Source organism: Pelomonas lactea, from assembly GCF_043555885.1.
In the GTDB taxonomy this organism is placed as follows: Bacteria; Pseudomonadota; Gammaproteobacteria; order Burkholderiales; family Burkholderiaceae_C; genus Pelomonas; species Pelomonas lactea.
In genome coordinates, this window is the sequence record NZ_JBIGHX010000005.1 from 232,382 (window position 1) to 256,720 (window position 24,339).

Sequence of the window (24,339 nt, forward strand, 5' to 3'; positions counted from 1 at the left end):
CTGAGGCAGGGGCGTTTCATCTCAATACCACGGGTTCAGGCTGATCAGGTGGTGGCTGAGGCTGACGACCAGCAGCACCGCGAACGCGATCAGCCAGGCCAGCGCCAGGGCCTGGCTCCACCGGCTGCGGCCCTTGAGCGCGTGGCGGGCGTGCAGGCCGGCCAGTGCCAGGCCGCCGATGACCGACACGGCGAGCGCCAGTTGCGCCAGCGGGAGCAGCAGCGAGGTGTCGCCCAGGCTTTCCAGCAGTGATACCACCGCGCCCCACAGGCCCAGTGCCACCATGACACCCGCGCTGGCGCTGCGCACCCAGGTCACCGAACGTGGCGGTGGCGTGGCGACCTGGTAGCGCCGGCGCAGCACGGCGACGACGGGCCACACCAGCACGGTCAGCAGCAGCGTGACGAGGGCCAGCGCCGTCAGCATCAGCACCGGCGTGTCGGCCATGAGCGGCACGGGCTCGAAGATGAAGGCGAAGACGTAGGGCTCCAGCCCCCAGTGCTTGACCTTGCCGTTCTCGACCACGGCCTGCAGCCTGCGTTTGCCGTGCTCCTCCTCCCAGAAATAGGGCTTCACCTCACGGTAGTTGCTGCGTGCGCCGGCCAGCTCGATGGACAGGCGGCCGTCCTCCAGCGCCTGCACCTTCAACGGGCTCAGCAGTTGCAGCACCGACAGCCAGGTCGAGTCCTCGCGCCGGGTGTTGCGGTAGCTGCCGGCCATCTGCCGGGCGTGCAGCCGTGCGGTGGCTTCGTCCACCCCGGGCGTCGTGGGCGGGCGGGCGTCGGGCAGGTAACGGTCTGCGAAGGCCTCGAACAGCTTGTCGCGCAGCCAGCCGCCCTGGCGCTCATGGCCCGGCGCGTTGACGGAGATGTACAGGCCGATGCCGTCGTCGACGAACAGCAGCAGGTCGCTGTGGAACAGCACCGTGTCGCCGCCGTGCGCCAAGACGCGGCGGCCGTTGACGTTCTGCTCGTAGAAGCCCAGGCCTATGCCCAGCAGGCCGGGCAGCGGGCGCGTCAGCTGGCCGTACATCTGCCTGACGGTCTCGGGCTTGAGGAGCTGCGCGTCGCCCAGCCGCCCCTGCTGCAGCATGGCGAGCATGAAGCGGCCCATGTCCGCACCGGGCGCGGACATGCTGCCGGCGGGCGGCATGCTGATGACCTCGAAGCCCTTGGGCTTGTCGTCCCAGGTCATGTAGCCCTGCGACATCTGGCCCTTCAGTGCGTCGGGCAGCGGCTGGCGGAAGGTGGACTGCGTCATGCCCAGCGGACCGAAGACGTGCTGGTCCATGTAGTCATCGAACGGCTTGCCGCTGACGCGCTGCACGATGTAGCCGGCCAGCGCGGTTGCGTAGTTGGAATAGCCGGGCGTCGTGCCGGGGTCGTATACGTACGGCGGGATGTAGCGCTTGAGCACGTTGCCGAGGTCGGGGGCCGGCGTGTCGTACGTGAGCAGGTCGCGCGCGACCTCCTCGAAGCCGGTCGTGTGCGTCATCACGTGGCGCAACGTCAGCGCCTTGCCGTTGCGGCCGGGGATGGCGAAGTCCAGGTACTTGTTCAGGTCGGCGTCCAGATCCAGCCGCCCCTGCTCGACGAGCTGCATCACCGCCGTCCACGTGAACAGCTTGGACACCGAGCCGGGGCGGAACAGCGTCTTGTGCGCGTCCACCGGGATGCGCCGCTCCCAGTCGGCCATGCCGTAGCCTTTTTGCAGCAGCGGCTGCCCGTCCTTGACCACGACCACCACCGCCCCCGGCACGCGCGCGTTGCGCAGCGCCGTCGGCACCAGCCCGTCGATGAAGGCCTCGACATCGACGGCCGTCAGCGGCGTCCCCGCCTTCGCGGCGGGCTTGGGCGAGCTGACCTCGGGCGCCGCGGCGGGCGCTGGCGGCGTGGAGGCCAGGGCTGGGTGGGGCTGTGCATCGGCCAGGGGCGTCAGCGCCAGTGCCAGCGCCAGCGCATGCAGGCGGGAGAGCATCTTTCTCATGCGGAATCCTGGGGTCAGAAGTTCAGGGTCAGGTGGGCGCCCACCGTGCGCGGGGCCACCGTCGTCACATTGAGCGGCAGGCCGAACGCGGTCAGCGCCGTGTCGGCGCCGAGGATGGCGCGCTTGTCGGTCAGGTTGCGCACGAAGGTGGACAGCTGCCAGGCGCCGAACGTCAGCCCCCACTGCGCATCCAGCAGCGTGTAGCCGGGCTGGCTGAAGTTGGGCACCGAGCTGCCGGCCGCGTCGAAGCCGGCATTGCGCTGGCCCACGCGGCGCAGGTTCAAGCCGGCGTAGGACGGGTGGTTGGCCAACTCGAACGTGTAGCGGGCCCCCAGCGTGAAGGCCAACCGCGCCGCGTTGGGCAGGCGCGAGCCGGCGGGGCCCAGCGCGGGGGCGTCCTGGGTGAGCTTGGGGTCGGTCCAGGTCAGGCTGCCTTCCAGGTGCCAGTGGGCGTCGGCCTGGTAGCGGGCGGCCAGCTCCAGCCCGCGCACACGGGCCTTGCCGGCGTTCACGACGATGGTGCTGGCGCCCACCGCCTTGGGCTGCTGCAGGTCTTTCCAGTCGATGGTGAACAGCGCCGCCTCGAGGTTCAGCCGCTTGTCCAGCAGGTCGGCCTTGTAGCCCAGCTCATAGCTCCACAGCGTGTCGTGGCCGAACGTCTTGGGCGTGTCGGGGATGACCTGGCCGTCCGCGTCGATGGCCGGCGAGTTGGGCCCCCCGGGCCGGTAGCCGCTGGCCGCGCGGAAGTACACGTTGCTGGCCTTGTCGATCGCGTAGCGCAGCGTGCCGAGGTAGGTCTTGGCGGTGTCGTCGCTGGGGGCGGACGAATTCAGGACGTCGTTCACGTAGACCGTGTAGACCTGTTCGTTCTTGGCCACCCGCGCGCCCAGCGTGAGCGACCAGGCCGGGTTGAGGTTCCAGGTCAGGTCGCCGTACAGCGCGCGTTCGCGGTACTCCGAGGGCTGGCCGGTGGTGGTGAGCGTCATGCCAGCGCCGCCGCCCGCCGCCTGCGCCCACAGGCGCTGGCCGACGTGGCCGGTCTCGGTGGTGCGGAAGTAGCCGAGCAGCCACTCCATGGTGCCGCGTTGCGACGTCAGTCGCAGCTCCTGCGTCCGCTTGCGCAGCCGGTAGGCGTTGTTCAGCGACACGAAGTCGAATGCGGGGTTGTTGCCCAGCAGTGCCGTGGCGTCCTGGCCGGTGGCGCCGTCCTGCCGCTGTGCTGACGCGATCGCGTTGAAGCGGGCCCAGCCGAAGTCGACCTCGGCGTCCGCCGAGCTGAGGCTGCTCTTGGTCCGGTACGGCTCGCCAACGTCCAGATGGCGTGTCAGGTCGCCGTACACGGGTTGGCCTCTCGCCACGTCGTATTCCAGCACGTTCAGCCCGTTGCGCCGGATTTCCTGCTGCGTGTGCGTCAGCCGCAGCTTCACGCGGGCGGCCGGTTCGACCAGCACCGACACCCGCGCGCCGCGCGTCGTGCCGTCGTTGACATGCTCGCCGGCGGCCTTGCCCACGGCGCCGATGTAGCCGCCCTCGTGGTCGTTGAACGCGGCCACGCGCAGCGCGGCGACGTCCTGGCTCAGCGGCACGTTGACGACGGCGTGCTCGGTGTGGCCCAGGCCGCCGCCGCGTGCCTGGCGCACCCCCAGGCCCAGCTTGCCCGAGAACTGCGTGCTGTCGGGCTCGTGGGTCACGTACTTCAGCAGCCCGCCCATGGCACCGGCTCCGTACAGCGTGCCTTGCGGGCCGCGCAGCACCTCGATGTGGCGCAGGTCCAGCAGCGACAGGTCCAGCGCCGTGTTGGCGCCACCGACGAATGCGCTGCTGGAGCCGAAGGCCACGTCGTCAACGTACATGCCCACGGTGGCGATCTGCTGCTCGCCGACGCTGACGCCGCGGATCGTGACGGCGCCGCGGCCGGGGCCGCCGGAAGTCTTCACGTCCACGCCGGGCAGGCCGCCGACGTAGTCGCTCAGCGAGGTCGCGCCGGCCCGCTCCATCGGCTCGGCGCCCAGCGTCTCGACGCGCAGCGGCACGTCGCGCACCGGCTCGCGGCGCCGCGTTGCCGTCACGGTCACGACGTCCAGCTTCTCGACGTCGCGCGTCGCTTGCGGCGTGTTGCCCGCGGCCTGCGCCCACAGCGGCGGTGACGCGCACAGTGCGGCCAGCCCCGCTGCCGTCAGGGCCGCGAGCTTGTGGCGCGGGTGGTGCCGGGCGGGCGCTGGCGGCGTGCCGAGGTGAGCGAAGCGGGTGGACCGGCTCATGGCATCTCCTGGGTCAGGAAAGTTGTTTGATCGCTGAAGTTTCCAATTTGGAAAATTATTTCCCATCGGTGAAAACCTTAGACGAGTCATGCAATCGGCGTAGGGCAAGTGGGGAGGCGGTCGCCGCCGGGGTGTCACCTAAGATGGCGAACGATTTCTCCCAGCGAAATGGCCAGCACCATCCCCACTCCCGGCGAACACATCCGCAGCGTGCGCAAGCGGCTGGGTCTGACGCTGAGCCAGGTGGGCGAGCGCACCGGGCTGGCGGTGTCCACGTTGTCCAAACTGGAAAAAGGCAACGTGTCGCTGTCCTACGACAAGCTCATGCTGCTGAGCCGCGGGCTGGGGGTGGACATGGCCGAGCTGCTGCACGACGCGCACGGCAGCACCCGGCCCGCGCCCAGCGGCGGTGGCCGCCGCGTGGTGCACCGGGCGGGCGACGGCCAGGTCGTCGACACGCAGAGCTACAAGCAGACCTACCTGGCGTCGGAGTTGCTCAACAAGCGCTTCACGCCGCTGATTGCCGAGGTGCGTGCGCGCACGCTGGACGAGTTCAAGGCCGAGTTCGGCGACCTGATCCGCCACCCGGGCGAGGAGTTCGCCTTCGTCATCGAGGGCGAGGTGGTCTTCCACTCCGAGCTGTACGCGCCGGTCACGCTGAAGGCGGGTGACTCCATCTTCTTCGACAGCGAGATGGGGCATGCCTACCTGAAGGCCTCGGAGGGCACGTGCCGCCTCGTTGCCACCTGCGCGCCGCGCAACGGGCAGGACGAGATGACGCAGCATTTCCTGGAGGTGTCGCAGCGCCACGCCGCGCCGGCGCCGCAGCCGGCGGCCCCGGCCAAGTCCGTGCGGCCGGCCGCCAAGGCCAGGCGCCGCTAGGCGCGGCTTACACCCGGCGCAGCAGCGGCCGCAGCGCGAACAGCGCCAGCGCGGCGGCGCCGGTGATGGCGCCCAGCAGCACGAAGAAGCCCGCCGGGCCCAGCCCTTGCAGGTGGCGGCCCACGACGCCCGACAGCAGGTTGCCGCCGAACGACGCCAGGAACCACGCCGCAATGACCGTGGCGCCCATGCCGCGTGGCGCCAGCCGCGCAAACAGGCCCAGCCCCACGGGCAGGATGTACAGCTCCGCCAGCGTGTAGATCACGAAGAACGCGCCCACCCAGGCCATGCTCACCGGCGCACTGCCGTGCGTGGCGGCCACCAGCGCCAGCATCAGGTACGACAGCGCCACGCCCGCGGCGCCCAGCGCCATCTTGGTGAGGGGCGCCGGTTCGCGCCCGCGCTCGGCCGCGCGGCGCCAGCCGGCAATGACGAAGGGCGTGAACAGGAAGACGAACAACGGGTTCAGCGACTGCATCCACGTCACCGGCACGGTGATGCTGCCCAGCGCGCGGTCCACGCCCGCTTCGGCCCACACGGCCAGCGTGTTGCCGCTCTGCTCGTAGCCGCTGCGGAACACGACGACCGCCAGGCCCACCAGCAGCAAGGGCACGAAGCGTCGCGCGCCGCTGGGGGCGGCCGCGGGCGTGCCGGCGGGCGGCGCGGGCGCGCGGTCCGGGGGCAGGTGGCGTGCGCCCAGCGCGTAGATGGCCAGCCCCAGGCACATGCCGACGCCGGCCGCCCCGAAGCCCACGTGCCAGCCGTACACCTCGCCCAGCGTGCCGCACACCAGCGGCGCCAGCAGGGCGCCGAGGTTCACGCCCACGTAGTAGACGTTGTACGAGCCGCCGCGGCGCGGGTCGTCTTCGGCGTACAGATCGCCCACCTGGCTGGGGAGGTTGGGCAGGAACAGGCCGTTGCCCAGCGCGATGAGCGCCAGCGCGGCGAAGAACGCCGACTCGAATGCGAGCGTGAAATGCCCCAGCGCCATCAGCGAGCCGCCGATGAGGATGGCGCGGCGCCGGCCCAGCCAGCGGTCGGCGATGACGCCGCCGAAGATGGGCGTGAGGTACACGCCGCCCGTGTAGGCGCCGTAGATGAGCGACGCGTCCGCCTGCGGGAACTGCAGGTGCCGGATCATGTAGTAGATCAGCAGCGCCTTCATGCCGTAGAAGGAGAACTTCTCCCACATCTCGGTCAGGAACAGCACCACCAGCCCGCGCGGATGGCCGAACCATGGCGAGCTGGCCTGGGGCGGTGAGGTCTGCAGGGAAGCGTCCACGCGAACTCCTTCGTGCGACGGGCAAGGCGTCAATTTCAGCGTTGCCCAACAATTTTCATGATGGTACATTTATTTTCCATTTTGGAAAATTGATGTCGCCAGCCATGCGCCAAGAGACAACGAAGAACGTGGATTGCATCGTCATCGGTGCCGGCATCGCGGGGGCGTCGGTTGCTGCGTCGCTGGCGGGCGAGGCGAGTGTGGCGGTGCTGGAGACGGAACCTCATGCGGGTTACCACGCCACCGGCCGTTCCGCGGCGCTGTACTCGGCGCTGTATGGCAACGCCACCATCCGCGCGCTGACCCGGGCGAGCCTGGGCTACTTCCTGACCCCATCGCAGGGCATGGTGAAAAGCGCGCTGCTGCGCGAGCGGCACACGCTGTTCCTCGTCGGCGCGGGGCAGCTGGACCTGGTGGCCGGTTTCACGGCCGATGCCGATGTGCGCGCGCGCACCGTGACGCTGGGCGTCGACGAGGTGCTGGCGTGCGTGCCGCTGCTGCAGCGCGAGCGCATCGCCGGTGCGCTGCTGGATCGCACGTCCGCCGACATCGACGTGGACCTGCTGCACCAGGGGTTCCTGCGCGCTGCGCGGGCCGCCGGGGCCGAGGTGCACCTGGGCAGCGCGCTGCAGTCGCTGGCGCGCGACGGCAACGGGTGGCTGGCCCGCACGGCGACGGGCGAGTTCCGCGCCGGCATCGTCATCAACGCGGCTGGCGCCTGGGCAGACGAGGTGGCGGGCCTGGCCGGCGTGGCGCCGGTGCCGCTGCAGCCGCTGCGGCGCACGGCCGTGCTCATCGAACTGCCCGAGGGGGTGGATGCCGGCGCGTGGCCGGCCGTCGTGGCCATCGACGAGAGCCAGTACTTCAAGCCCGACGCCGGCCTGCTGCTGATCTCGGCGGCCGACGAGACGCCCAGCCCGCCCTGCGACGCCCAGCCCGAGGAGCTGGACGTGGCCATCGCGGTGGACCGCTTCGAGACGCTGACCGGCCGGCCCGTGCGGCGTGTGCGCCACCGCTGGGCCGGCTTGCGCGTGTTCAGCCCTGACCGCTCGCCGGTGGTGGGCTTCGAGCCGGGCGCGCCGGGCTTCTTCTGGTGTGCCGGACAGGGCGGGTATGGCATCCAGACGTCGCCGGCGCTGGGCCGCTTGGCGGCGTCGCTCGCGCTGGGCCGGGGTGTGCCGCAGGACCTGGTAGATGCGGGCGTCGGCGTGGCGGCCCTGTCGCCTGAGCGGTTTCGCGGCTAGGCGGCTGGTGCGTCGGCCTGGAAGCGCCTCAGCCCCTGCAGGTCCAGCACGCGCAGCCCGCCGTACTCGATGCGGATCAGCCCCGCGTCGCCCAGCCGGTGCAGCGCCTGGTTCACGCGCTGGCGTGACAGCCCCACGAGGTAGCCCAGCTCCTGCTGCGTGATGCGCAGCCAGTTGCCCACGCCGGGGTACAGCGTCGGGTGGAACAGGGCGGCGAGGTTGCGGGCGACGCGCACGTCGGGGTCGTGGATGCGGTCGGTCTCGCGCGCGCCGATGAACTGGCCCAGCCGCTCGTTGAGCTGGTCCAGCACGAAGCGGTTGAAGGCGATGCTGCCGTCCAGCAGCGCATGAAAGCTGTCGATGGGCAGGCCCGCCACGACGCTGGGCCGCAGCGCCTGGATGTTGTAGCGGTAGACCTCGCGCTTGAGCAGCGTGCCCTCGCCGAACCAGCCGCCCGGCGGGATGCCGGTGAACGTGACGGCCTGGCCGGTCGAGTCGTCGTTGTTCATCTTCAGCAGGCCGTCGATGACGCCGAACCAGAACGTCGCCGGCCGGCCGATGCGGCACAGCCGCTCGCCGGGCTCGGCGTCGCCCACCTCCAGCGTGACGATGGCGCGCGAGCGCTGGGCGCCGTCCAGCAGCTTCAGCCACGGGATGGCGTCCAGCTCGGCCGGTGTCGGCTTGCGGGCGCGTTGGCGCAGGGGAATGTCCGCCATGCGGGAAAGTCTGGGCCGTGAAGACCCGTAAATTGTCGTCGTACCGACAGATGGGCGTCAAAGTACTGACCAGAATGGGTCGCACAGACGGGGGCCTGAGCCCTCGCGTTGGAGACAGGCTTGACGACCTTTCCTCGGCTCTTGCTCGACCACGCGGCCCGCCGGCCCGACGCGCCGGCGTTGCGCGAAAAGGCCTTTGGCGTCTGGCAGACGCTGACCTGGGCACAGCTCGCGGCGCTGGTCAGGCAGCTGGCGCAGGGGCTGGCCGCGGCGGGGCTCAAGCGCGGCCAGCACCTGGTCGTCGTCGGCGAGAACCGACCGCGGCTGTACGCCAGCATGCTGGCGGCACAGTCGCTGGGCGCCGTGCCGGTGCCGCTGTACCAGGACGCCGTCGCGGCCGAGTTCGTCTTCCCGATCAACAACGCCGAGATCGCCTTCGCGGTGGTGGAGGACCAGGAGCAGGTCGACAAGATGCTGGAGCTGCGCGAGCGGTGCCCGCAGCTGGCGCACATCTGGTTCGACGACCCGCGCGGCCTGCGCCACTACGACGAGCCGGGCCTGGCGTCGCTGGACGCGCTGATCGAGCAGGGCCGCGCGGCGCCGGCCGATGTCTTCGCGCGCGAGGTGACGGCCGGTCAGCCCGGCGACGTGGCGGCGCTGTTCTTCACGTCGGGCACGACCGGCAACCCCAAGGGCGTCATCCACACGCACGCGACGCTGATCGACCGCGCCCAGGCCGGCCAGCGCTTCGACAGGCTGACCGCCGACGAGGAGGTGCTGGCCTATCTGCCGCCGGCCTGGATAGGCCAGAACATCTTCAGCTTTGCGCAGTGGCTGGTGTGCGGCTATGTCGTCAACTGCCCGGAGTCGGCGAGCACCGTCAGCATCGACCTGAAGGAAGTCGGCCCGACCTACTACTTCGCGCCGCCGCGCGTGTTCGAGGGGCTGCTGACGACGGTGATGATCCGCATGGAAGACGCGTCGGCACCCAAGCGCTGGCTGTTCGACCGCTGCATGACGCTGGCCCGCCGCGTCGGCCCGCGCCTGATGGACAAGCAGCCGGTCAGCCTGCCGGACCGCCTCGCCTACGCGCTGGGCGATGTGCTCATCTACGGCCCGCTGCGCAACACGCTGGGCTTCTCGCGCGTGCGGATGGCCTACACGGCGGGCGAGGCCATCGGGCCCGACCTGTTCAGCTTCTACCGCGCGATCGGCATCAACCTGAAGCAGCTCTACGGCTCCACCGAGACGGCCGTGTTCGTCTGCCTGCAGCCCGACCACGAGGCCCGCGCCGACACGGTGGGCGTGCCCATCGAGGGCGTGGAGATCAGGCTCACGGACGGCGGCGAACTGCTGGTGCGCTCGCCGGGGCTGCTGAAGGGCTATTACAAGAACGACGCCGCGACGGCCGAGGCGCTCACAGAAGATGGCTGGTTCCACACCGGCGACGCCGGCTTCCTGACGCCGGGCGGGCACCTGAAGATCATCGACCGCGCCAAGGACGTGGGCCGGCTGCAGGGCGGCCCCTTCGACGGCGCGATGTTTGCGCCCAAGTACGTGGAGAACAAGCTGAAGTTCTTCCCGCACATCAAGGAGGCGGTGTGCTTCGGCGACCGCCGCGAGAAGGTCTGCGCCTTCATCAACATCGACTTCGAGGCCGTCGGCAACTGGGCCGAGCGCCGCAACCTGCCCTACGCCGGCTACACCGACCTGGCGCAGCGCGCCGAGGTCTACCAGCTGATGCTGGAATGCGTGGAGAAGGTCAACGCCGACCTCGCGCAGGACGAGCTGCTGGCCGGCAGCCAGATCAGCCGCTTCCTCGTGCTGCACAAGGAGCTGGATGCCGACGACGGCGAGCTGACGCGCACGCGCAAGGTCCGCCGCGGCGCCATTGCCGACAAGTACGGCGTGCTCATCGACGCGCTGTACGACGGCAAGGCCTCGCAGTACATCGAGACGCAGGTGAAGTTCGAGGACGGCCGCACGGCCCTGGTGGCGGCGGACCTGCGCATCGTCGAGGCGCGCACGTTCCCGGCGGTCAAGGGAGTCGCCGCATGAAGAAGATCGGCGACGTCATCCTCGACGTGAAGAACATCTCGCTGGCCTTCGGCGGCGTGAAGGCGCTGACGGACATCAGCTTCGACGTCCGCGAGCACGAGATCCGCGCCATCATCGGCCCCAATGGCGCCGGTAAGAGCTCGATGCTGAACTGCATCAACGGCGTCTACCAGCCGCAGCAGGGGGCGGTCACGCTGCGCGGCAAGACCTACCGCGGCATGAGCCCGCGCCAGGTGGCCGAGATGGGCGTGGCCCGCACCTTCCAGAACCTCGCGCTGTTCAAGGGCATGAGCGTGCTGGACAACATCATGACCGGCCGCAACCTGCGCATGAAGCGCGGCCTGTTCTGGCAGGCGCTGCACCTTGGCCCCGCGCGTCGGGAAGAGACCGAGCAGCGCGCGGCGGTGGAGCGCATCATCGACTTCCTCGAAATCCAGGCCTGGCGCAAGACGCCCGTCGGCCGCCTGCCCTACGGCCTGCAAAAGCGCGTGGACCTGGGCCGGGCCCTCGCCATGGAGCCTAGCCTGTTGCTGCTGGACGAGCCCATGGCCGGCATGAACGTGGAGGAGAAGCAGGACATGTGCCGCTTCATCCTCGACGTCAACGACGAGTTCGGCACGACCATCGTGCTGATCGAGCACGACATGGGCGTCGTCATGGACATCTCGGACCGCGTGGTGGTGCTGGACTACGGCAAGAAGATCGGCGACGGCACGCCGGACGAGGTGCGCGGCAACGCCGACGTGATCCGTGCCTATCTCGGTGGCGAGGCGCCCGGGCCGGCCGTGGCTGTGGCAGCGAAGCAGGCGGAGGTGGCGTGATGGGGCCGTTTCTCGAAACGCTGATCGGCGGCCTGATGGCCGGCATGCTGTATTCGCTGATCGCGCTGGGCTTCGTGCTCATCTTCAAGGCCAGCGGCGTCTTCAACTTCGCGCAGGGCGCGATGGTGCTGTTTGCCGCGCTGGCGATGGCGCGCTTCGCCGAGTGGCTGCCCAAGCTCACCGGCATGGACAGCAAGACGCTCATCAACGTGCTGGCGTTCGCCGGCGCGCTGGCGGTGATGGTGGTCGTGGCCTGGCTGGTGGAGCGGTTCGCGCTGTCGCGGCTTGTCAACCAGGAGGGCGTCACGCTGCTGATGGCCACGCTGGGCATCGCCTACCTGCTGGAAGGCGCCGGCCAGATGCTGTTCGGCAACGACATCTACAAGATCGACATCGGCCTGCCCAAGGACCCGATGTTCCTGTTGGAGCAGACCTTCCCCGGCGGCATCCTCGTCAGCAAGGAGGACCTGTACGCGGCGCTCATCGCGGCAGCGCTGGTGGCGGGCCTGAGCCTGTTCTTCCAGAAGACTGCCACCGGCCGCGCACTGCGCGCCGTGGCTGACGACCACCAGGCCGCGCAGAGCATCGGCATCCCGCTCTCAAGCATCTGGGTCATCGTCTGGAGCGTGGCCGGCTTCGTCGCGCTGGTAGCCGGGATGATCTGGGGCAGCAAGCTGGGTGTGCAGTTCTCGCTGTCGCTGGTGGCGCTCAAAGCCTTGCCGGTGGTGATCCTGGGCGGCCTCACCAGCGTGCCGGGCGCCATCGTCGGCGGGCTGCTGATTGGCGTGGGCGAGAAGCTGTCGGAGGCCTACCTGGGACCGGCGCTCGGTGGCGGCATCGAGTACTGGTTCGGCTATGTGCTGGTGCTCGGCGTGCTGTTGGTGCGGCCGCAGGGGCTCTTCGGCGAAAAGATCATTGATCGAGTCTGATGAACTTGCGGGACAGACCGCCCGAGCGAAGCGAGTAGCTCTGTCCTCAACTGACGAAGAACATGCTCTACAGAGAAAACGGCCAGTTCAAGACGACCTACCCGGCGGACAGCCAGATCCTGCCCATACGCCAGGACCGCATCGCGATGGCGCTGCTGCTGGCGGTGGCCTTCATCGTCGTGCCTGCGGCGTCCAGCGAGTACCTGCTGCGCGCCATCTTCATTCCCTTCCTCATCCTCAGCCTCGCCGCGCTGGGGCTCAACGTGCTGGTGGGCTACTGCGGCCAGATCTCGCTGGGCTCCGGCGCCTTCATGGCGGTGGGCGCCTACGTGGCCTACAACTGCCAGGCCCGGGTCGAAGGCATGCCGCTCATCGTGTCGCTGTTGGCCGGCGGGCTGGGCGCCACGGTGCTGGGCGTGGCGTTCGGCATCCCGTCGCTGCGCATCAAGGGCCTGTATCTGGCGGTGGCCACGCTGGCGGCGCAGTTCTTCGTGGACTGGGCCTGCCTGCGGCTGAAGTGGGTCACCAACGACTCGACTTCGGGCTCCGTCAGCGTCGCCAACCTGAACCTGTTCGGCGTGCCCATCGAGTCGCCGCAGTCGCGCTACCTGCTGTGCCTGGCGGTGGTGGTGCTGTTTGCGCTTGTCACCAAGAACCTCGTGCGCGGCCACATCGGCCGCTCGTGGATGGCCATGCGCGACATGGACGTCGCCGCCGCCGTCATCGGCATCCGGCCCATGCACGCCAAGCTCAGCGCGTTCGCCGTCAGCAGCTTCATCATCGGCGTGGCCGGCGCGCTGTGGGGTTTCGTGCACCTGGGCTCGTGGGAGCCGGCGGCGTTCGGCATCAACCGCTCGTTCGACCTGCTGTTCATGGTCATCATCGGCGGTTTGGGCTCCATCTCGGGCGCCTTCTTCGGCGCGGCCTTCATCGTCGTGCTGCCGCTGCTGCTGGACAAGCTGCCCTACTGGACCGGCCTGCCGATGGACACCGCCACCGCCTCGCATCTGGCGCTGATGATCTTCGGCGCCCTCATCGTGTTCTTCCTCATCAAGGAACCGCACGGCCTCGCGCGACTCTGGGCCACGGCCAAGGAGAAGCTGCGCCTCTGGCCTTTCCCGCATTGATGCGCATTGATCCGCATTGATCCTCACTGACCACAACGACGACAGGAGACAACGCTCATGAAGACCTTCATCACGTGCGCGGCGCTGGCCGCTTTGCAGTTGTTCGCGGCGCCCGCCGCGATGGCCCAGGCCAAGGAGCAGTTCTTCCCGTTGCTGGTCTACCGCACCGGCCCGTACTCGCCCAACGGCACACCGTGGGCGAACGGCAAGCAGGACTACATCAAGCTCATCAACGCCCGCGATGGCGGCGTCAACGGCGTCAAGCTCACGTTCGAGGAATGCGAGACCGGCTACGCCACCGACAAGGGCGTGGAGTGCTACGAGCGGCTCAAGGGCAAGGGCGCCACGCTGTTCGACCCGCAGGCCACCGGCATCACGTTCGCGCTGACCGACAAGGTGCCGGGCGACAAGATCCCGCTCATCACGCTGGGCTACGGCCTGTCGGCGTCGGCCGACGGCGGCGTGTTCGCGTGGAACTTCCCGCTGATGGGCAGCTACTGGACGGCGGCCGACGTGTTGATCCAGCACCTGGGCAAGAAGGAGGGCGGGCTGGACAAGCTCAAGGGCAAGAAGATCGCGCTGGTCTACCACGACAGCCCGTTCGGCAAGGAACCCATCCCGCTGCTGGACGAGCGCCAGAAGATGCACGGCTTCGAGCTCATCAAGATCCCGGTCACCGCGCCGGGCGTGGAGCAGAAGAGCGCCTGGCTGCAGGTGCGCCAGGCGCGGCCCGACTACGTGCTGCTGTGGGGCTGGGGCGTCATGAACTCCACCGCGCTGAAAGAGGCCCAGGCCACCGGCTATCCGCGCGAGAAGATGTATGGCGTCTGGTGGTCGGGCGCAGAACCCGACGTGAAGGACGTGGGCGAAGGCGCCAAGGGCTACAACGCGCTGAACCTCAACACCTCGGGCCAGAGCCCGAAGGTCATCCAGGACATCCTGAAGCTGGTGCACGACAAGGGCCAGGGCACCGGCCCGAAGGAGGAGGTGGGCTCGGTGCTGTACACACGCGGCCTGGTCATCCAGGCCTTGGCCGTGGAGGCCGTGCGGCGCGCGCAGGAGCGCTTCGGTAAGGGCAAGGTCATGACCGGCGAGCAGGTGCGCTGGGGCCTGGAGAACCTGGCGCTGGACGACAAGAAGCTGGCCGCGCTGGGCCTGACCGGCGTCATCCGCCCCATCAGCACCAGCTGCACGGACCACCAGGGCTCCACGTCCGTGCGCGTGCACACCTGGGACGGCAAGCAGTGGAACTTCAGCTCCGACTGGTACCAGGCCGATGACCAGATCCTCAAGCCCATGGTGAAGGCCGCGGCCGACAAGTACGCGAGCGAGAAGAAGATCACCCGCCGCACGCCCGCCGAATGCCAGAGCTGACCCGCTGCGCGGCTCAGCTCTTCGAGCTGGTAACGCCCCGCTCCCACCCCTTCCCCGCCCTCCGAGAGGGCGGGGTGCTGAAGCCCCACCCCTGGCCCCTCCCCCGCGGGGAGGGGCACTGACCGCGAGAACGTCCATGCTGATCAGAGAGTTGCCATGACTGCACCCCTCCTCAACGTCAACGGCATCGAGGTCATCTACAACCACGTGATCCTCGTGCTCAAGGGCGTGAGCCTGCAGGTGGCCGAGGGCCAGGTGGTGGCCTTGCTGGGCGGCAACGGCGCCGGCAAGACCACCACGCTGCGGGCCGTGTCCAACCTGCTGGAGGGCGAGCGCGGCGAGGTCACCAAGGGCAGCATCGAGCTGCGCGGCGAGCGCATCGAGAAGCTGTCGACGGCGGGCATGGTGGAGCGCGGTGTCGTGCAGGTCATGGAGGGGCGCCACTGCTTCGCGCACCTGACCATCGAAGAGAACCTGATGACCGGCGCCTACACGCGCAAGGACGGCCGCGCCGCCGTGGCGGCCACGCTGGAGAAGGTCTACGCCTATTTCCCGCGGCTCAAGACGCGCCGCACCAGCCAGGCCGCCTACACGTCGGGTGGCGAGCAGCAGATGTGCGCCATCGGCCGCGCGCTGATGGCCAACCCGAAGATGGTGTTGCTGGACGAGCCGTCCATGGGCCTGGCGCCGCAGATTGTCGAGGAGGTGTTCGAGATCGTGCGCGACCTCAACGCCAAGGAGCGCACCACCTTCCTGCTCGCCGAGCAGAACACCAGCATGGCGCTGCGCTACGCCGACTACGGCTACATCCTGGAGAACGGCCGCGTCGTCATGGACGGCGCCGCTGCCGCGCTGCGCGAGAACGAGGACGTCAAGGAGTTCTACCTCGGCGTCGGCGGGGAAGGGCGGCGCAGCTTCAAGGACGTCAAGAGCTACAAGCGCAGGAAGAGGTGGCTTGCATGAGCGACGACTCGTGGGACATCGCGCCCCCGCCGTTCAACGCGGATGCGGCGCTGCAGACGATGAAGCGCTTCGTGCGCGACCAGCGCGTGCTGGCCGAGCGTGGCGGCGCGTGGATGCTGGGCGCCGATGCGGTGCTGAAGCTGGCCGTCGACGGCGCGGCGGTCACCGTGCAACTTGCCAAACGCCCGGCGCGCACCCCCGAGTGGGACACGTTCACGCTGAAGGCGCCCACCGACGCGCGCAAGCTGCAGGACGAGATCAAACGCCGCCTGACGCGCTGGAAGGACGACGAGTGACGGCGGCGTTCTACGACGCGCTGGAGGCGCGCGATCCGGCCGAGCGGGAGGCCGCGTTGATGGCCGCGCTGCCGCTGCAGGTAGCCCACGCGCAGGCCAGCAGCCCGGCTTACGGGGAGTTGCTGGCGGGCATCGATGCCGCCGCCATCACGTCGCGCGCCGCGCTGGCCACGCTGCCGCTGACGCGCAAGAGCAGCCTGGCGGCCGCGCAGTCGGCCCGGCGTTCGCTGCGCCTGGGCGGCTTCGCGGCCGGTGCGCCGCGGCGCATCTTCCAGTCTCCCGGGCCGCTGTACGAGCCCGAACCGGACGCGGACGGCGTGGACCCCTGGCGCGTCATCCGGGCGCTGCATGCGGCCGGCATCCGTGCGGGCCAGCTCGCGCATGTCAGCTTCAGCTATCACCTGACGCCGGCCGGCGCCATGATGGAAGCCGGTCTGCGCGCGCTGGGCGCGGCCAGCTTCCCCGGCGGCGTTGGCAACACCGAGCTGCAGCTGCAGGCCATGCTGGACCTGCAACCCGAGGCCTACGCCGGCACGCCCAGCTTCCTGCGCATCCTGCTGGAGAAGGCCGCCGAGGCCGGCCATGCCTTGCCGTCGCTGAAGCGGGCGCTCGTCAGCGGCGAGGCCTGCCCGCCGCCGCTCGTGGCCTGGTTCGCCGAGCGCGGCGTGGACGCCTATCAGTGCTACGCCACGGCCGACCTGGGCCTCATCGCCTACCAGACCGCGGCGCGCGACGGGCTGGTGGTGGACGAGGGCGTCATCGTCGAGATCGTGCGCCCGGGCTCGGGCGAGCCGCTGCCCGACGGCGAGGTGGGCGAGGTGGTCGTGACGACGCTGTCGCCCGGCTATCCGCTGATCCGCTTCGCCACCGGCGACCTGTCCGCCGTGATGCCTGGTGCCAGCCCTTGCGGCCGCACCAACCAGCGGCTGCGCGGCTGGCTGGGGCGGGCCGACCAGTCGGCCAAGGTGCGCGGCATGTTCGTGCATGCGGGCCAGGTGGCCGACCTCGTCAAGCGCCACCCCGAGGTGCGGCGCGCGCGCCTTGTCGTCAGCGGCGAGCTGGCGCAGGATCAGGTCGTGCTGCAGGTGGAAATGTGGAAACCCACAACCCCGGCGCCCGTGGAAAGCCTGATGCTGACCGCCCGTGACCTCACCAAACTGCGGGTTGAGATAGAACTGCTGCCGGAGGGCAGCCTGCCCAACGACGGCAAACTCATCGAAGACCGTCGCTAACCGCTGGAGACATCGATGCGCACCTCATTCAAGCTGGCCGCCAGCCTGCTCGCCACCCTGGCCGCCTTGCCTGCCCTGGCCGAGTACCCGGACAAGCCCATCACGCTGGTCGTGCCGTTCACCGCCGGCGGCCCCACCGACAAGGTCGGCCGGGACCTGGCCGAGGCGCTGCGCAAGCCGCTGGGCGCCACCATCATCATCGAGAACGTCGGCGGCGTCGGCGGCACGCTGGGCGCCAACAAGGTGGCCAAGGCGTCGCCGGACGGCTACACGCTGCTGCTGCACCACATCGGCATCGCCAGCGCCACAGCGCTGTACCGCACGCTGCCGTACAAGACGCTGGAGGACTTCGAGTACCTGGGCATGGTCAACGAAGTGCCGATGACGCTGATCGGTCGCCCCGACCTGCCGGCCAACAGCTATGCCGACCTCGCCAAGTGGATGGCGGCCAACAAGGGCAAGATCAACCTGGCCAACGCCGGCGTGGGCTCGGCCTCGCACCTGTGCGGGCTGCTGTTCCAGCAGGCCGTGCAGATCGACATGACCACCGTGCCCTACAAGGGCACCGCGCCGGCCATGAACGACCTGCTGGGCAGCCAGGTCGACATCATGTGCGACCAGACCACCAACACCACCGGGCAGATCGAGTCCGGCAAGGTCAAGGCCTTCGCCGTCATGTCGTCCAAGCGGCTGACCAGCGGCGCGCTCGCCAAGCTGCCGACGGCCGACGAGTCCGGCCTGAAAGGCTTCAACCTGACGATCTGGCACGGCCTGTATGCGCCCAAGGGCACGCCCAAGGCGGTGCTGGACAAGGTCAACACGGCGCTGCGCGCGGCGCTGAAGGATGCCGACTTCCAGAAGCGCCAGGCGGCGCTGGGTGCGGTCATCGTGGCCGACGGCCGCGTTGCCCCGGCCGAGCACAAGAAGTTCGTCGAGGCCGAGATCAACAAGCTGGGCCCCGTCATCAAGGCGGCCGGCATCTACGCCGACTGAAGCCGGTGCGGCGCCCCTGTCCAGGGGCCGAACGAACAGGGGCTCGCGCCCCTGTTTTCATTGGGCGTTGATCTTGTCGACCACCAGCCGGTGCTCGTCGTCCAGCACCCACACGTCCTCGTAGTCCACCTCGAAGAGATGGCCGTCCGGGTCGGTGAAGTAGCCGGCCACGCCCCAGTGCGTGCGGGTGGCGGGCTTCACGAGCCGGCCGCCGGCGGCGACGGCGCGAGCGAGGATGGCCGGCACCTCGTCGGGCGTCTTTGCGATGTGGATCAGCCCCACGCCCGCGAAGCCGGTGCCGTGCGGTGAATCGAACTGCGCGTCCTTCGCGAAGTCCGCGCGCGAGATCAGGCACAGCGCGTAGCCGCCCAGGTCGAACTTGACGAAGCCGTCGTTGCCGGTGGGGGACCGCTGCCAGCCCAGCGCCTCGTAGAACGCCGCCGAGCGCGCCACGCTGTCCACCCCCAGCAGCACGAGATGCAGCCGCTGGCTGGGTGGCAGCGCGGACGTGGTTTCGAAGACGGTTCCAACGGGTTGATCCAGCATCGCTTGCGTGAGGTGGGTTGGCGAAGGCGCCGATGCTAGCCACACCCGCCGCGGCCGAGCAGCAGCCGGCGCACCGCTGGTGCCAGGTGTTGCCACAGCGCTGGCTGCAGGCCTCGCACCGCCTGTCGACGGCGGTCCACGGCAGCTGCCGGCCGGGTAAACACGCTGTTGACGCGATCCGGCCGCGTCGACAAAATGCCGTGTAAACGTTTACATGACGTCGGCAGGTGCAAGCCCAGCCGACCCTGCGGATGAGACAACCGTTCCCGCCCGGCTTCCTGTGGGGCTGCGCCACCTCTGCCTACCAGATCGAAGGCTCGCCGCTGGCCGACGGCGCCGGCGTGAGCAACTGGCATCGCTTCGTGCGCACGCCGGGCCGCGTGCTGGGCGGCGACACGGGCGACGTCGCCTGCGACCACTACCGCCGCATGAAGGACGACGTCGCGCTGATGCGCGCGCTGGGCCTGACGGCCTACCGTTTCAGCATCGCTTGGAACCGCGTCATGCCCGACGGCCGCGGCCGCGTGAACGCCGCCGGCCTGGGTTTCTACGAGCGGCTCGTGGACGAACTGCTGGCCGCCGGCATCACGCCGATGGCCACGTTGCACCACTGGGACCTGCCCGCCGCGCTGGACGACCGCGGCGGCTGGCTCAACCCCGACATGCCCGGCTGGTTCGCCGACTACGCGCAGGTCTGCTTCAACGCGCTGGACGACCGCGTGCCGCTGTGGGCCACGCTCAACGAGCCCTGGGTCATCGCCGACCAGGGCTTTGTGCACGGTGCGCTGGCGCCCGGGCACAAGAGCGCCTTCGAGGCCGCCATCGTCGCGCACCGGCTGATGCAGGCGCATGCCGCGGCCGTGCAGGCCTACCGCGCGATCGGCCGCCACCGCATCGGCCTCGTTGTCAACATCGAGCCCAAGCACGTGGCTGCCGACGCCACCGACGCCGACCGCCACGCCGCGCGCCTGGCCGACGCGTACATGAACCGCCAGTACCTCGACCCCGCGCTGCTGGGCAGCTACCCGGACGAGCTGCGCGAGGTCTTCGGCGAGGCCTGGCCCGACTGGCCGGCTGCCGAGGTCGAGGCGCTGAAGACCCCCGTCGACTTCCTCGGCCTGAACTACTACACCCGCGCCGTCGTGCGCCACGACGCCAGGGCCTGGCCGGTGCCTGCCGCGCCGCAGCGCCAGCCGGGTGGCATCTACACCGAGACCGGCTGGGAGCTGCACCCGCAGAGCCTGGCCGACACGCTGGTCTGGATGCACGAGCGCTACGGCGGCCTGCCGCTGTATGTCACCGAGAACGGCGCGGCCTTCTACGACCCGCCCACCGCCATCGCCGGCGAGGTCAATGACCCGCTGCGCGTGCACTACCTGCGCACCCACATCGCCGCCGTGCAGGACGCCATCGCGCGCGGCGCCGACGTGCGCGGCTACTGCGCCTGGTCGCTGTTCGACAACCTCGAGTGGGCGCTGGGCTATGCCAAGCGCTTCGGCCTCGTGCATGTGGACTTCCAGACGCTGCAGCGCACGCCCAAGGCCAGCGCGCGCTTCTATGCTGAGGTCATCGCCGCCCACGGCGCCAATCTCTGAGAACAAGATGACGGCTTCTCCCGCCACGATCAAGGATGTCGCCCGCGTCGCCGGCGTGTCGGTCGCCACGGTCTCGCGCGCGCTCAACGGCGCCGAGAACGTGCTGCCTCACACCCGCCAGCGCATCCTCGACGTCGCCCGTGAACTGCGCTATTCGCCGTCGGGCGCCGCGCGCAGCCTCATCACGCGCCGCACCGACACCATCGGCGCGCTGCTGCCCGACCTGCACGGCGAGTTCTTCTCGGAGCTCATCCGCGGCATCGACCAGGCGGCCCGCGCGCGCGGCCTGCACCTGCTGCTGTCCAGCTCGCACGACGACGCGAGCGAGGCCGCCGCGGCGCTGCGCGCGATGAACGGGCGCGTGGACGGGCTGGTCGTCATGTCGCCGCATGCCGATGACGACTTCCTGTCGCAGAACCTGCCGCCGTCGCTGCCCACCGTGCTGCTGAACTCCGGCGTGCGCGAGCCCTCGCAGCGCGTCTTCGCCGTCGACAACTTCGGCGGTGCGCGCGAGATGACGGAGCACCTGGTGCGCAGCGGTCGCCGACGCATCGCCTTCCTGGGCGGCCCGGCCGCCAACTTCGAGGCCCGCGAGCGCGAGCGCGGCTACCGCGCGGGGCTGCCGGCCGGCGCCCGGCCCTGGCTCATCGAAGGCGATTTCTCGGAGGCCGGTGGCGAGCGCGCCGGCGCCCACCTGCTGGGCCTGGCGGCTGCCGAGCGGCCTGATGCCGTCTTCGCCGCCAACGACATCATGGCCATCGGCCTGCTGGGCGCCCTGCAGGCTGGCGGCGTGCGCGTGCCCGAGGACATCGCCGTCGCCGGCTTCGACGACATCCCCGTCGCGCGCTACATCAGCCCCGCACTCACCACCATGCGCGTGCCCATTGCCGCGCTGGGCAGCCAGGCGCTGGACGCGCTGGCCACCGCCCTCGACGGCTCCGCACCGGCCGGCCCGGCCGGTGCCACCGTCATGCCCGTGCAGCTCGTCGTGCGCCGCTCCTGCGGCTCGCGGCCCTGAGACCCGTCCATTCGCACAACACAACAGGAGACAAGGACATCATGAGCACGCATCGCCCCCGCACCCCCTGGCGTCGCCACGCGCTGGCCTCGGCTGCCGCCACCGTTCTGTTCGCATTCGCCGGCGCCGCGTCGGCGCAGACCTCCAACGCCACCGTGCGTGGCAGCATCACCGCCGCCGGCGCTGCGGCCCCGGCAGGCACGGACGTCGTCGCCGTCAACAAGGCCAACGGCAACACCTACCGTACCAAGACACTGCCGGACGGCAGCTACGTGCTGGCGGGCCTGAACCCGGGCACCTACGAGGTGCGTGTCGCCGGCGCGGCCAGCGGCAGCGTCATCACGCTGTCGGTGGGCCAGAACGCCACCGTCGATCTCGCCAGCGGCACCGCGCAGCTGGGCACCGTGGTCGTCGAAGGCAGCTCGGCGCGCCAGGGCGTCATCGACTCGCAGGTGGGCACCACGGTCTCCAACAAGATGATCGAGGCCATCCCCCAGGCGTCGCGCAATTTCCTGTCGGCGGCCGACTTTGCACCGGGCGTGCGCTTCGACACCGACCCGGGCGGCAACACGCGGCTGCGCGGTGGCTCGCAGAACATCGACTCCGTCAACGTCTTCATCGATGGCGTCGGCCGCAAGAACAACATCCTGCGCGGCGGCGTGAGTGGCCAGGACACCAGCCAGGGCAACCCCTTCCCGCAGGCCGCCATCGCCGAGTACCGCGTGCTGACGCAGAATTACAAGGCCGAGTTCGACCAGGTGTCCAGCGTGGCCATCGCTGCAGTCACCAAATCCGGCACCAACGAAACGCATGGAAACGTTTACGCCAACCGCACGGGCAGCAACTGGACATCGCTGAGCCCCATCCAGGAGCGTGACAAGGCCAACAAGATCGAGCCGCCGTCGTACAAGCAGATCGAGGCCGGCTTCAGCATCGGCGGCGCGATCAAGAAGGACGCGCTGCACTACTTCCTCGCCTACGACGGCAAGCAGCTCGAGAAGCCGCGCCAGCTGACGGCGATGAACCTCGACAAATACCCCGGCAGCCCCGGGCTGATCCCGTCCATCGCGGCACAGCAGGGCTCGTTCAAGGGCGAGTTCAAGGAACACCTGCTGTTCGGCAAGCTGTCGGCCGAGATCGACGACCGCCAGCGGCTGGACCTGTCGATGACGCTGCGCCGGGAAACCAGCTACTCCGTCGACGGCGACCGCTTCGCGCCCAGCACGGCCATCAACAACCAGAACAAGGAGTCGCGCGTCGACTTGAAGCACGAGTACGCCGCCGACCGCTGGCTCAACGAGGCCCGCATCGGCTGGGAGCGCACGCAGTGGAATCCGCAGTCGGACGCCGTCGACCCGCAGGTCCGCTACAAGTACTCGCCGACGGACCGCATCAACAACGTCCAGGACATCTTCTTCGTCGGCGGCTCGCCCAATGCGCAGGACAGGCGCCAGAGTGGCGTTTACCTGAAGGACGACTTCACCTACACCGCGATCAGCGGCCACGTCATCAAGGCCGGCGCGCAGTTCAAGGCCATGAAGTACGACCTCAGCGGCACCGCCTTCCGCGTGCCGACCATCGAGACGGTGCTGAACACGACCACCGGCCAGCCCTACTACAACGGCCTGGCCTGCACCGGCACCAACGTCAGCAGCTCGGGCCTGTCCAGCGACCAGTGCAACATCCGCCTCGCCATCCCCACCGCGTCGGCCAACTTCAAGAACAACCAGTACGGCGTCTACCTGCAGGACGACTGGAAGGTCACGAAGCAGCTGGAGCTCAATGTCGGCGCGCGCTGGGACTATGAAGACAACATGCTGAACAACAGCTATGCGACGCCGGCCGACCGCATCGCGATGCTGAACGCGCCGGACGGCCGCACCGTCGACGGCATCACCGCGCCCCCCGGCCAGACCTACGCACAGACGCTGGCCAAGGCCGGCATCAACATTGCCGACTACATCTCCACCGGCAGCTCGCGCAAGGCTTACAAGGGCGCTTTCGCGCCGCGCCTGGGCGGCTCCTTCGACGTGCTGGGCAACAAGGCCACCGTCATCTACGGCGGCTGGGGCCGCAGCTACGACCGCAAGATGGCCAACAACGCGCTGGACGAGCTGCAGAAGAACGCCGCGCCCAACGGCGAGACGTGGATGATCAAGAACGACTTCAAGATGCCCTACGCCGACCAGATGAGCCTGGGCCTGCGCCAGGCGCTGGGCGCGTGGAATGCCGACATCGCCGTGTCCAAGGTCCATGCCAAGAACCAGTTCATCTGGTTCCTCGGCAACCGCGACCCCAACGGCGGCTTCGGCAACACCAATGCACTGGATCCGCTGTGGGGCGGCGCGCCGCGCAACTACGGCTCGCTGATCCTGGGCACCTTCGCTGGCGAGAACAAGGCCACCAGCCTGTTCCTGTCGCTGGAGAAGCCCTACACGCAAGCCAGCGGCTGGAGCATGACCGTCGCTTACACCTACACCGACGCCAAGACCACCAACCACGAATGGTCGGACGACATCTTCGACTGGGCCTACGGCAAGTCCACCTACGGTTTCAACCCCAGCAAGGATGCCGAGAAGCACCGCCTCGTCGTGGGCGGCTTGCTCGACAAGCTGCCCTGGGACCTGCAGCTCTCCGGCAAGCTGACGCTGGGCGACGGCCAGCCACGCCGCGTGCCCGACTGCCACACCGGCTTCTCAGGCCCCACGGGCTGCCGCGCCGTGGCCCGCGGCTCCGACACCTTCAAGCAGCTGGACCTTGCGCTGGCGAAGAACTTCAAGGTCTATGGCGGCGAACTGCAGGTGCGGCTGGACGTGCTGAACCTCTTCAACACGGCCAACTGGGGCTACTACAACGACTGGGTCGGCGGCCCCTCCACGCCGCCGAAGAACGCGCTGGGCGGCGACAACCCCGACTTCGACACCCGCACCGGCGTCCGCGGCACGATGCGGCAGTTCAAGCTGGGCGCAAGTTACTCGTTCTAACTCTGCAAGCCACGGGGCCGGTCTGGGCCGGC

Annotated in this window: 19 protein-coding genes; 14 read left to right on the forward strand and 5 right to left on the reverse strand. The window is 69.4% G+C overall.

The window, feature by feature from the left end:
- Window positions 1-21: 21 nt before the first annotated feature.
- Window positions 22-1,986: a serine hydrolase domain-containing protein gene (locus tag ACG04Q_RS16175; protein WP_394511995.1), complete on the reverse strand. Its 1,965-nt coding sequence runs from the start codon at window positions 1,984-1,986 to the stop codon at window positions 22-24.
- A 14-nt stretch (window positions 1,987-2,000) separates the two neighbouring features.
- A complete protein-coding gene (locus ACG04Q_RS16180; RefSeq protein ID WP_394511996.1) occupies window positions 2,001-4,247 on the reverse strand; it encodes a TonB-dependent receptor in 2,247 nt (748 codons plus the stop codon).
- 168 nt (window positions 4,248-4,415) lie between these two features.
- Between ACG04Q_RS16180 and ACG04Q_RS16185 the strand changes: the two genes are divergently transcribed.
- Complete coding sequence (locus ACG04Q_RS16185; RefSeq protein ID WP_394511997.1) at window positions 4,416-5,129, forward strand: helix-turn-helix domain-containing protein; 714 nt, start codon at window positions 4,416-4,418, stop codon at window positions 5,127-5,129.
- Between the two features lie 7 nt (window positions 5,130-5,136).
- Here ACG04Q_RS16185 and ACG04Q_RS16190 read toward each other — a convergent pair whose 3' ends face one another.
- Complete coding sequence (locus ACG04Q_RS16190; RefSeq protein WP_394511999.1) at window positions 5,137-6,411, reverse strand: peptide MFS transporter; 1,275 nt, start codon at window positions 6,409-6,411, stop codon at window positions 5,137-5,139.
- Between the two features lie 104 nt (window positions 6,412-6,515).
- Here ACG04Q_RS16190 and ACG04Q_RS16195 point away from each other — a divergent pair, with 104 nt between their 5' ends.
- Window positions 6,516-7,655, forward strand: a complete 1,140-nt coding sequence (locus ACG04Q_RS16195; RefSeq protein ID WP_394512001.1) for an NAD(P)/FAD-dependent oxidoreductase — start codon at window positions 6,516-6,518, stop codon at window positions 7,653-7,655.
- Here the strand turns inward: ACG04Q_RS16195 and ACG04Q_RS16200 are convergent.
- Window positions 7,652-8,371, reverse strand: coding sequence for a Crp/Fnr family transcriptional regulator (locus tag ACG04Q_RS16200; RefSeq protein ID WP_394512002.1), 720 nt, complete (start codon window positions 8,369-8,371; stop codon window positions 7,652-7,654). The genes ACG04Q_RS16195 and ACG04Q_RS16200 overlap by 4 nt on opposite strands.
- Before the next feature lie 120 nt (window positions 8,372-8,491).
- On the opposite strand from ACG04Q_RS16200, the gene ACG04Q_RS16205 reads away from it, so the two are divergent.
- The 9 genes from ACG04Q_RS16205 (at window position 8,492) to ACG04Q_RS16245 (ending at window position 18,164) form a co-directional block, all read left to right on the forward strand.
- A complete protein-coding gene (locus ACG04Q_RS16205) occupies window positions 8,492-10,429 on the forward strand; it encodes an AMP-dependent synthetase/ligase (protein ID WP_394512003.1) in 1,938 nt (645 codons plus the stop codon).
- Window positions 10,426-11,250, forward strand: a complete 825-nt coding sequence (locus ACG04Q_RS16210) for an ABC transporter ATP-binding protein (RefSeq protein ID WP_394512004.1) — start codon at window positions 10,426-10,428, stop codon at window positions 11,248-11,250. Before ACG04Q_RS16205 ends, ACG04Q_RS16210 begins: the two co-directional genes overlap by 4 nt.
- Window positions 11,250-12,179 (forward strand): branched-chain amino acid ABC transporter permease, encoded by a 930-nt coding sequence (locus tag ACG04Q_RS16215; protein WP_394512005.1) that lies wholly within the window; start codon window positions 11,250-11,252, stop codon window positions 12,177-12,179. The genes ACG04Q_RS16210 and ACG04Q_RS16215 overlap by 1 nt, the downstream gene beginning before the upstream one ends.
- Window positions 12,180-12,241: 62 nt before the next feature.
- On the forward strand, window positions 12,242-13,306 hold the full coding sequence (locus ACG04Q_RS16220; RefSeq protein WP_394512006.1) for a branched-chain amino acid ABC transporter permease: 1,065 nt from the start codon (window positions 12,242-12,244) through the stop codon (window positions 13,304-13,306).
- 57 nt (window positions 13,307-13,363) lie between these two features.
- Window positions 13,364-14,680 carry an ABC transporter substrate-binding protein gene (locus ACG04Q_RS16225; RefSeq protein ID WP_394512008.1) on the forward strand — a complete coding sequence of 439 codons (1,317 nt, stop codon included), beginning with the start codon at window positions 13,364-13,366 and terminating at the stop codon, window positions 14,678-14,680.
- Window positions 14,681-14,836: 156 nt separating this feature from the next.
- Window positions 14,837-15,643 carry an ABC transporter ATP-binding protein gene (locus ACG04Q_RS16230; protein ID WP_394512009.1) on the forward strand — a complete coding sequence of 269 codons (807 nt, stop codon included), beginning with the start codon at window positions 14,837-14,839 and terminating at the stop codon, window positions 15,641-15,643.
- Window positions 15,640-15,939 (forward strand): hypothetical protein, encoded by a 300-nt coding sequence (locus ACG04Q_RS16235; RefSeq protein ID WP_394512010.1) that lies wholly within the window; start codon window positions 15,640-15,642, stop codon window positions 15,937-15,939. Before ACG04Q_RS16230 ends, ACG04Q_RS16235 begins: the two co-directional genes overlap by 4 nt.
- A 59-nt stretch (window positions 15,940-15,998) precedes the next feature.
- The gene (locus tag ACG04Q_RS16240; protein ID WP_394512156.1) at window positions 15,999-17,171 is read left to right on the forward strand and encodes a phenylacetate--CoA ligase family protein; all 1,173 of its coding nucleotides are present in this window, start codon (window positions 15,999-16,001) and stop codon (window positions 17,169-17,171) included.
- A 15-nt stretch (window positions 17,172-17,186) separates the two neighbouring features.
- Window positions 17,187-18,164, forward strand: coding sequence for a tripartite tricarboxylate transporter substrate-binding protein (locus ACG04Q_RS16245; protein ID WP_394512011.1), 978 nt, complete (start codon window positions 17,187-17,189; stop codon window positions 18,162-18,164).
- A 57-nt stretch (window positions 18,165-18,221) separates the two neighbouring features.
- Here the strand turns inward: ACG04Q_RS16245 and ACG04Q_RS16250 are convergent, their stop codons facing one another.
- Window positions 18,222-18,710: a VOC family protein gene (locus tag ACG04Q_RS16250; protein ID WP_394512012.1), complete on the reverse strand. Its 489-nt coding sequence runs from the start codon at window positions 18,708-18,710 to the stop codon at window positions 18,222-18,224.
- A gap of 251 nt (window positions 18,711-18,961) precedes the next feature.
- Between ACG04Q_RS16250 and ACG04Q_RS16255 the strand changes: the two genes are divergently transcribed.
- The 3 genes from ACG04Q_RS16255 to ACG04Q_RS16265 are packed head-to-tail and all read left to right on the forward strand — an operon-like array spanning window position 18,962 to window position 24,307.
- A complete protein-coding gene (locus tag ACG04Q_RS16255; protein WP_394512013.1) occupies window positions 18,962-20,305 on the forward strand; it encodes a GH1 family beta-glucosidase in 1,344 nt (447 codons plus the stop codon).
- Between the two features lie 7 nt (window positions 20,306-20,312).
- A complete protein-coding gene (locus ACG04Q_RS16260; RefSeq protein ID WP_394512014.1) occupies window positions 20,313-21,323 on the forward strand; it encodes a LacI family DNA-binding transcriptional regulator in 1,011 nt (336 codons plus the stop codon).
- 41 nt (window positions 21,324-21,364) lie between these two features.
- Entirely contained in the window at window positions 21,365-24,307 is a 2,943-nt protein-coding gene (locus ACG04Q_RS16265; RefSeq protein ID WP_394512015.1) for a TonB-dependent receptor, read from the forward strand.
- The last annotated feature ends 32 nt before the right edge of the window (window positions 24,308-24,339 follow it).

Coding starts and splice junctions, on each gene's coding strand:
- ACG04Q_RS16175 (WP_394511995.1), bottom strand. CDS start 1,986: ATGAGAAAGATGCTCTCCCGCCTGCATGCGCTGGCGCTGGCACTGGCG.
- ACG04Q_RS16180 (WP_394511996.1), bottom strand. CDS start 4,247: ATGAGCCGGTCCACCCGCTTCGCTCACCTCGGCACGCCGCCAGCGCCC.
- ACG04Q_RS16185 (WP_394511997.1), top strand. CDS start 4,416: ATGGCCAGCACCATCCCCACTCCCGGCGAACACATCCGCAGCGTGCGC.
- ACG04Q_RS16195 (WP_394512001.1), top strand. CDS start 6,516: ATGCGCCAAGAGACAACGAAGAACGTGGATTGCATCGTCATCGGTGCC.
- ACG04Q_RS16200 (WP_394512002.1), bottom strand. CDS start 8,371: ATGGCGGACATTCCCCTGCGCCAACGCGCCCGCAAGCCGACACCGGCC.
- ACG04Q_RS16210 (WP_394512004.1), top strand. CDS start 10,426: ATGAAGAAGATCGGCGACGTCATCCTCGACGTGAAGAACATCTCGCTG.
- ACG04Q_RS16215 (WP_394512005.1), top strand. CDS start 11,250: ATGGGGCCGTTTCTCGAAACGCTGATCGGCGGCCTGATGGCCGGCATG.
- ACG04Q_RS16220 (WP_394512006.1), top strand. CDS start 12,242: ATGCTCTACAGAGAAAACGGCCAGTTCAAGACGACCTACCCGGCGGAC.
- ACG04Q_RS16225 (WP_394512008.1), top strand. CDS start 13,364: ATGAAGACCTTCATCACGTGCGCGGCGCTGGCCGCTTTGCAGTTGTTC.
- ACG04Q_RS16230 (WP_394512009.1), top strand. CDS start 14,837: ATGACTGCACCCCTCCTCAACGTCAACGGCATCGAGGTCATCTACAAC.
- ACG04Q_RS16235 (WP_394512010.1), top strand. CDS start 15,640: ATGAGCGACGACTCGTGGGACATCGCGCCCCCGCCGTTCAACGCGGAT.
- ACG04Q_RS16240 (WP_394512156.1), top strand. CDS start 15,999: ATGGCCGCGCTGCCGCTGCAGGTAGCCCACGCGCAGGCCAGCAGCCCG.
- ACG04Q_RS16245 (WP_394512011.1), top strand. CDS start 17,187: ATGCGCACCTCATTCAAGCTGGCCGCCAGCCTGCTCGCCACCCTGGCC.
- ACG04Q_RS16250 (WP_394512012.1), bottom strand. CDS start 18,710: ATGCTGGATCAACCCGTTGGAACCGTCTTCGAAACCACGTCCGCGCTG.
- ACG04Q_RS16255 (WP_394512013.1), top strand. CDS start 18,962: ATGAGACAACCGTTCCCGCCCGGCTTCCTGTGGGGCTGCGCCACCTCT.
- ACG04Q_RS16260 (WP_394512014.1), top strand. CDS start 20,313: ATGACGGCTTCTCCCGCCACGATCAAGGATGTCGCCCGCGTCGCCGGC.
- ACG04Q_RS16265 (WP_394512015.1), top strand. CDS start 21,365: ATGAGCACGCATCGCCCCCGCACCCCCTGGCGTCGCCACGCGCTGGCC.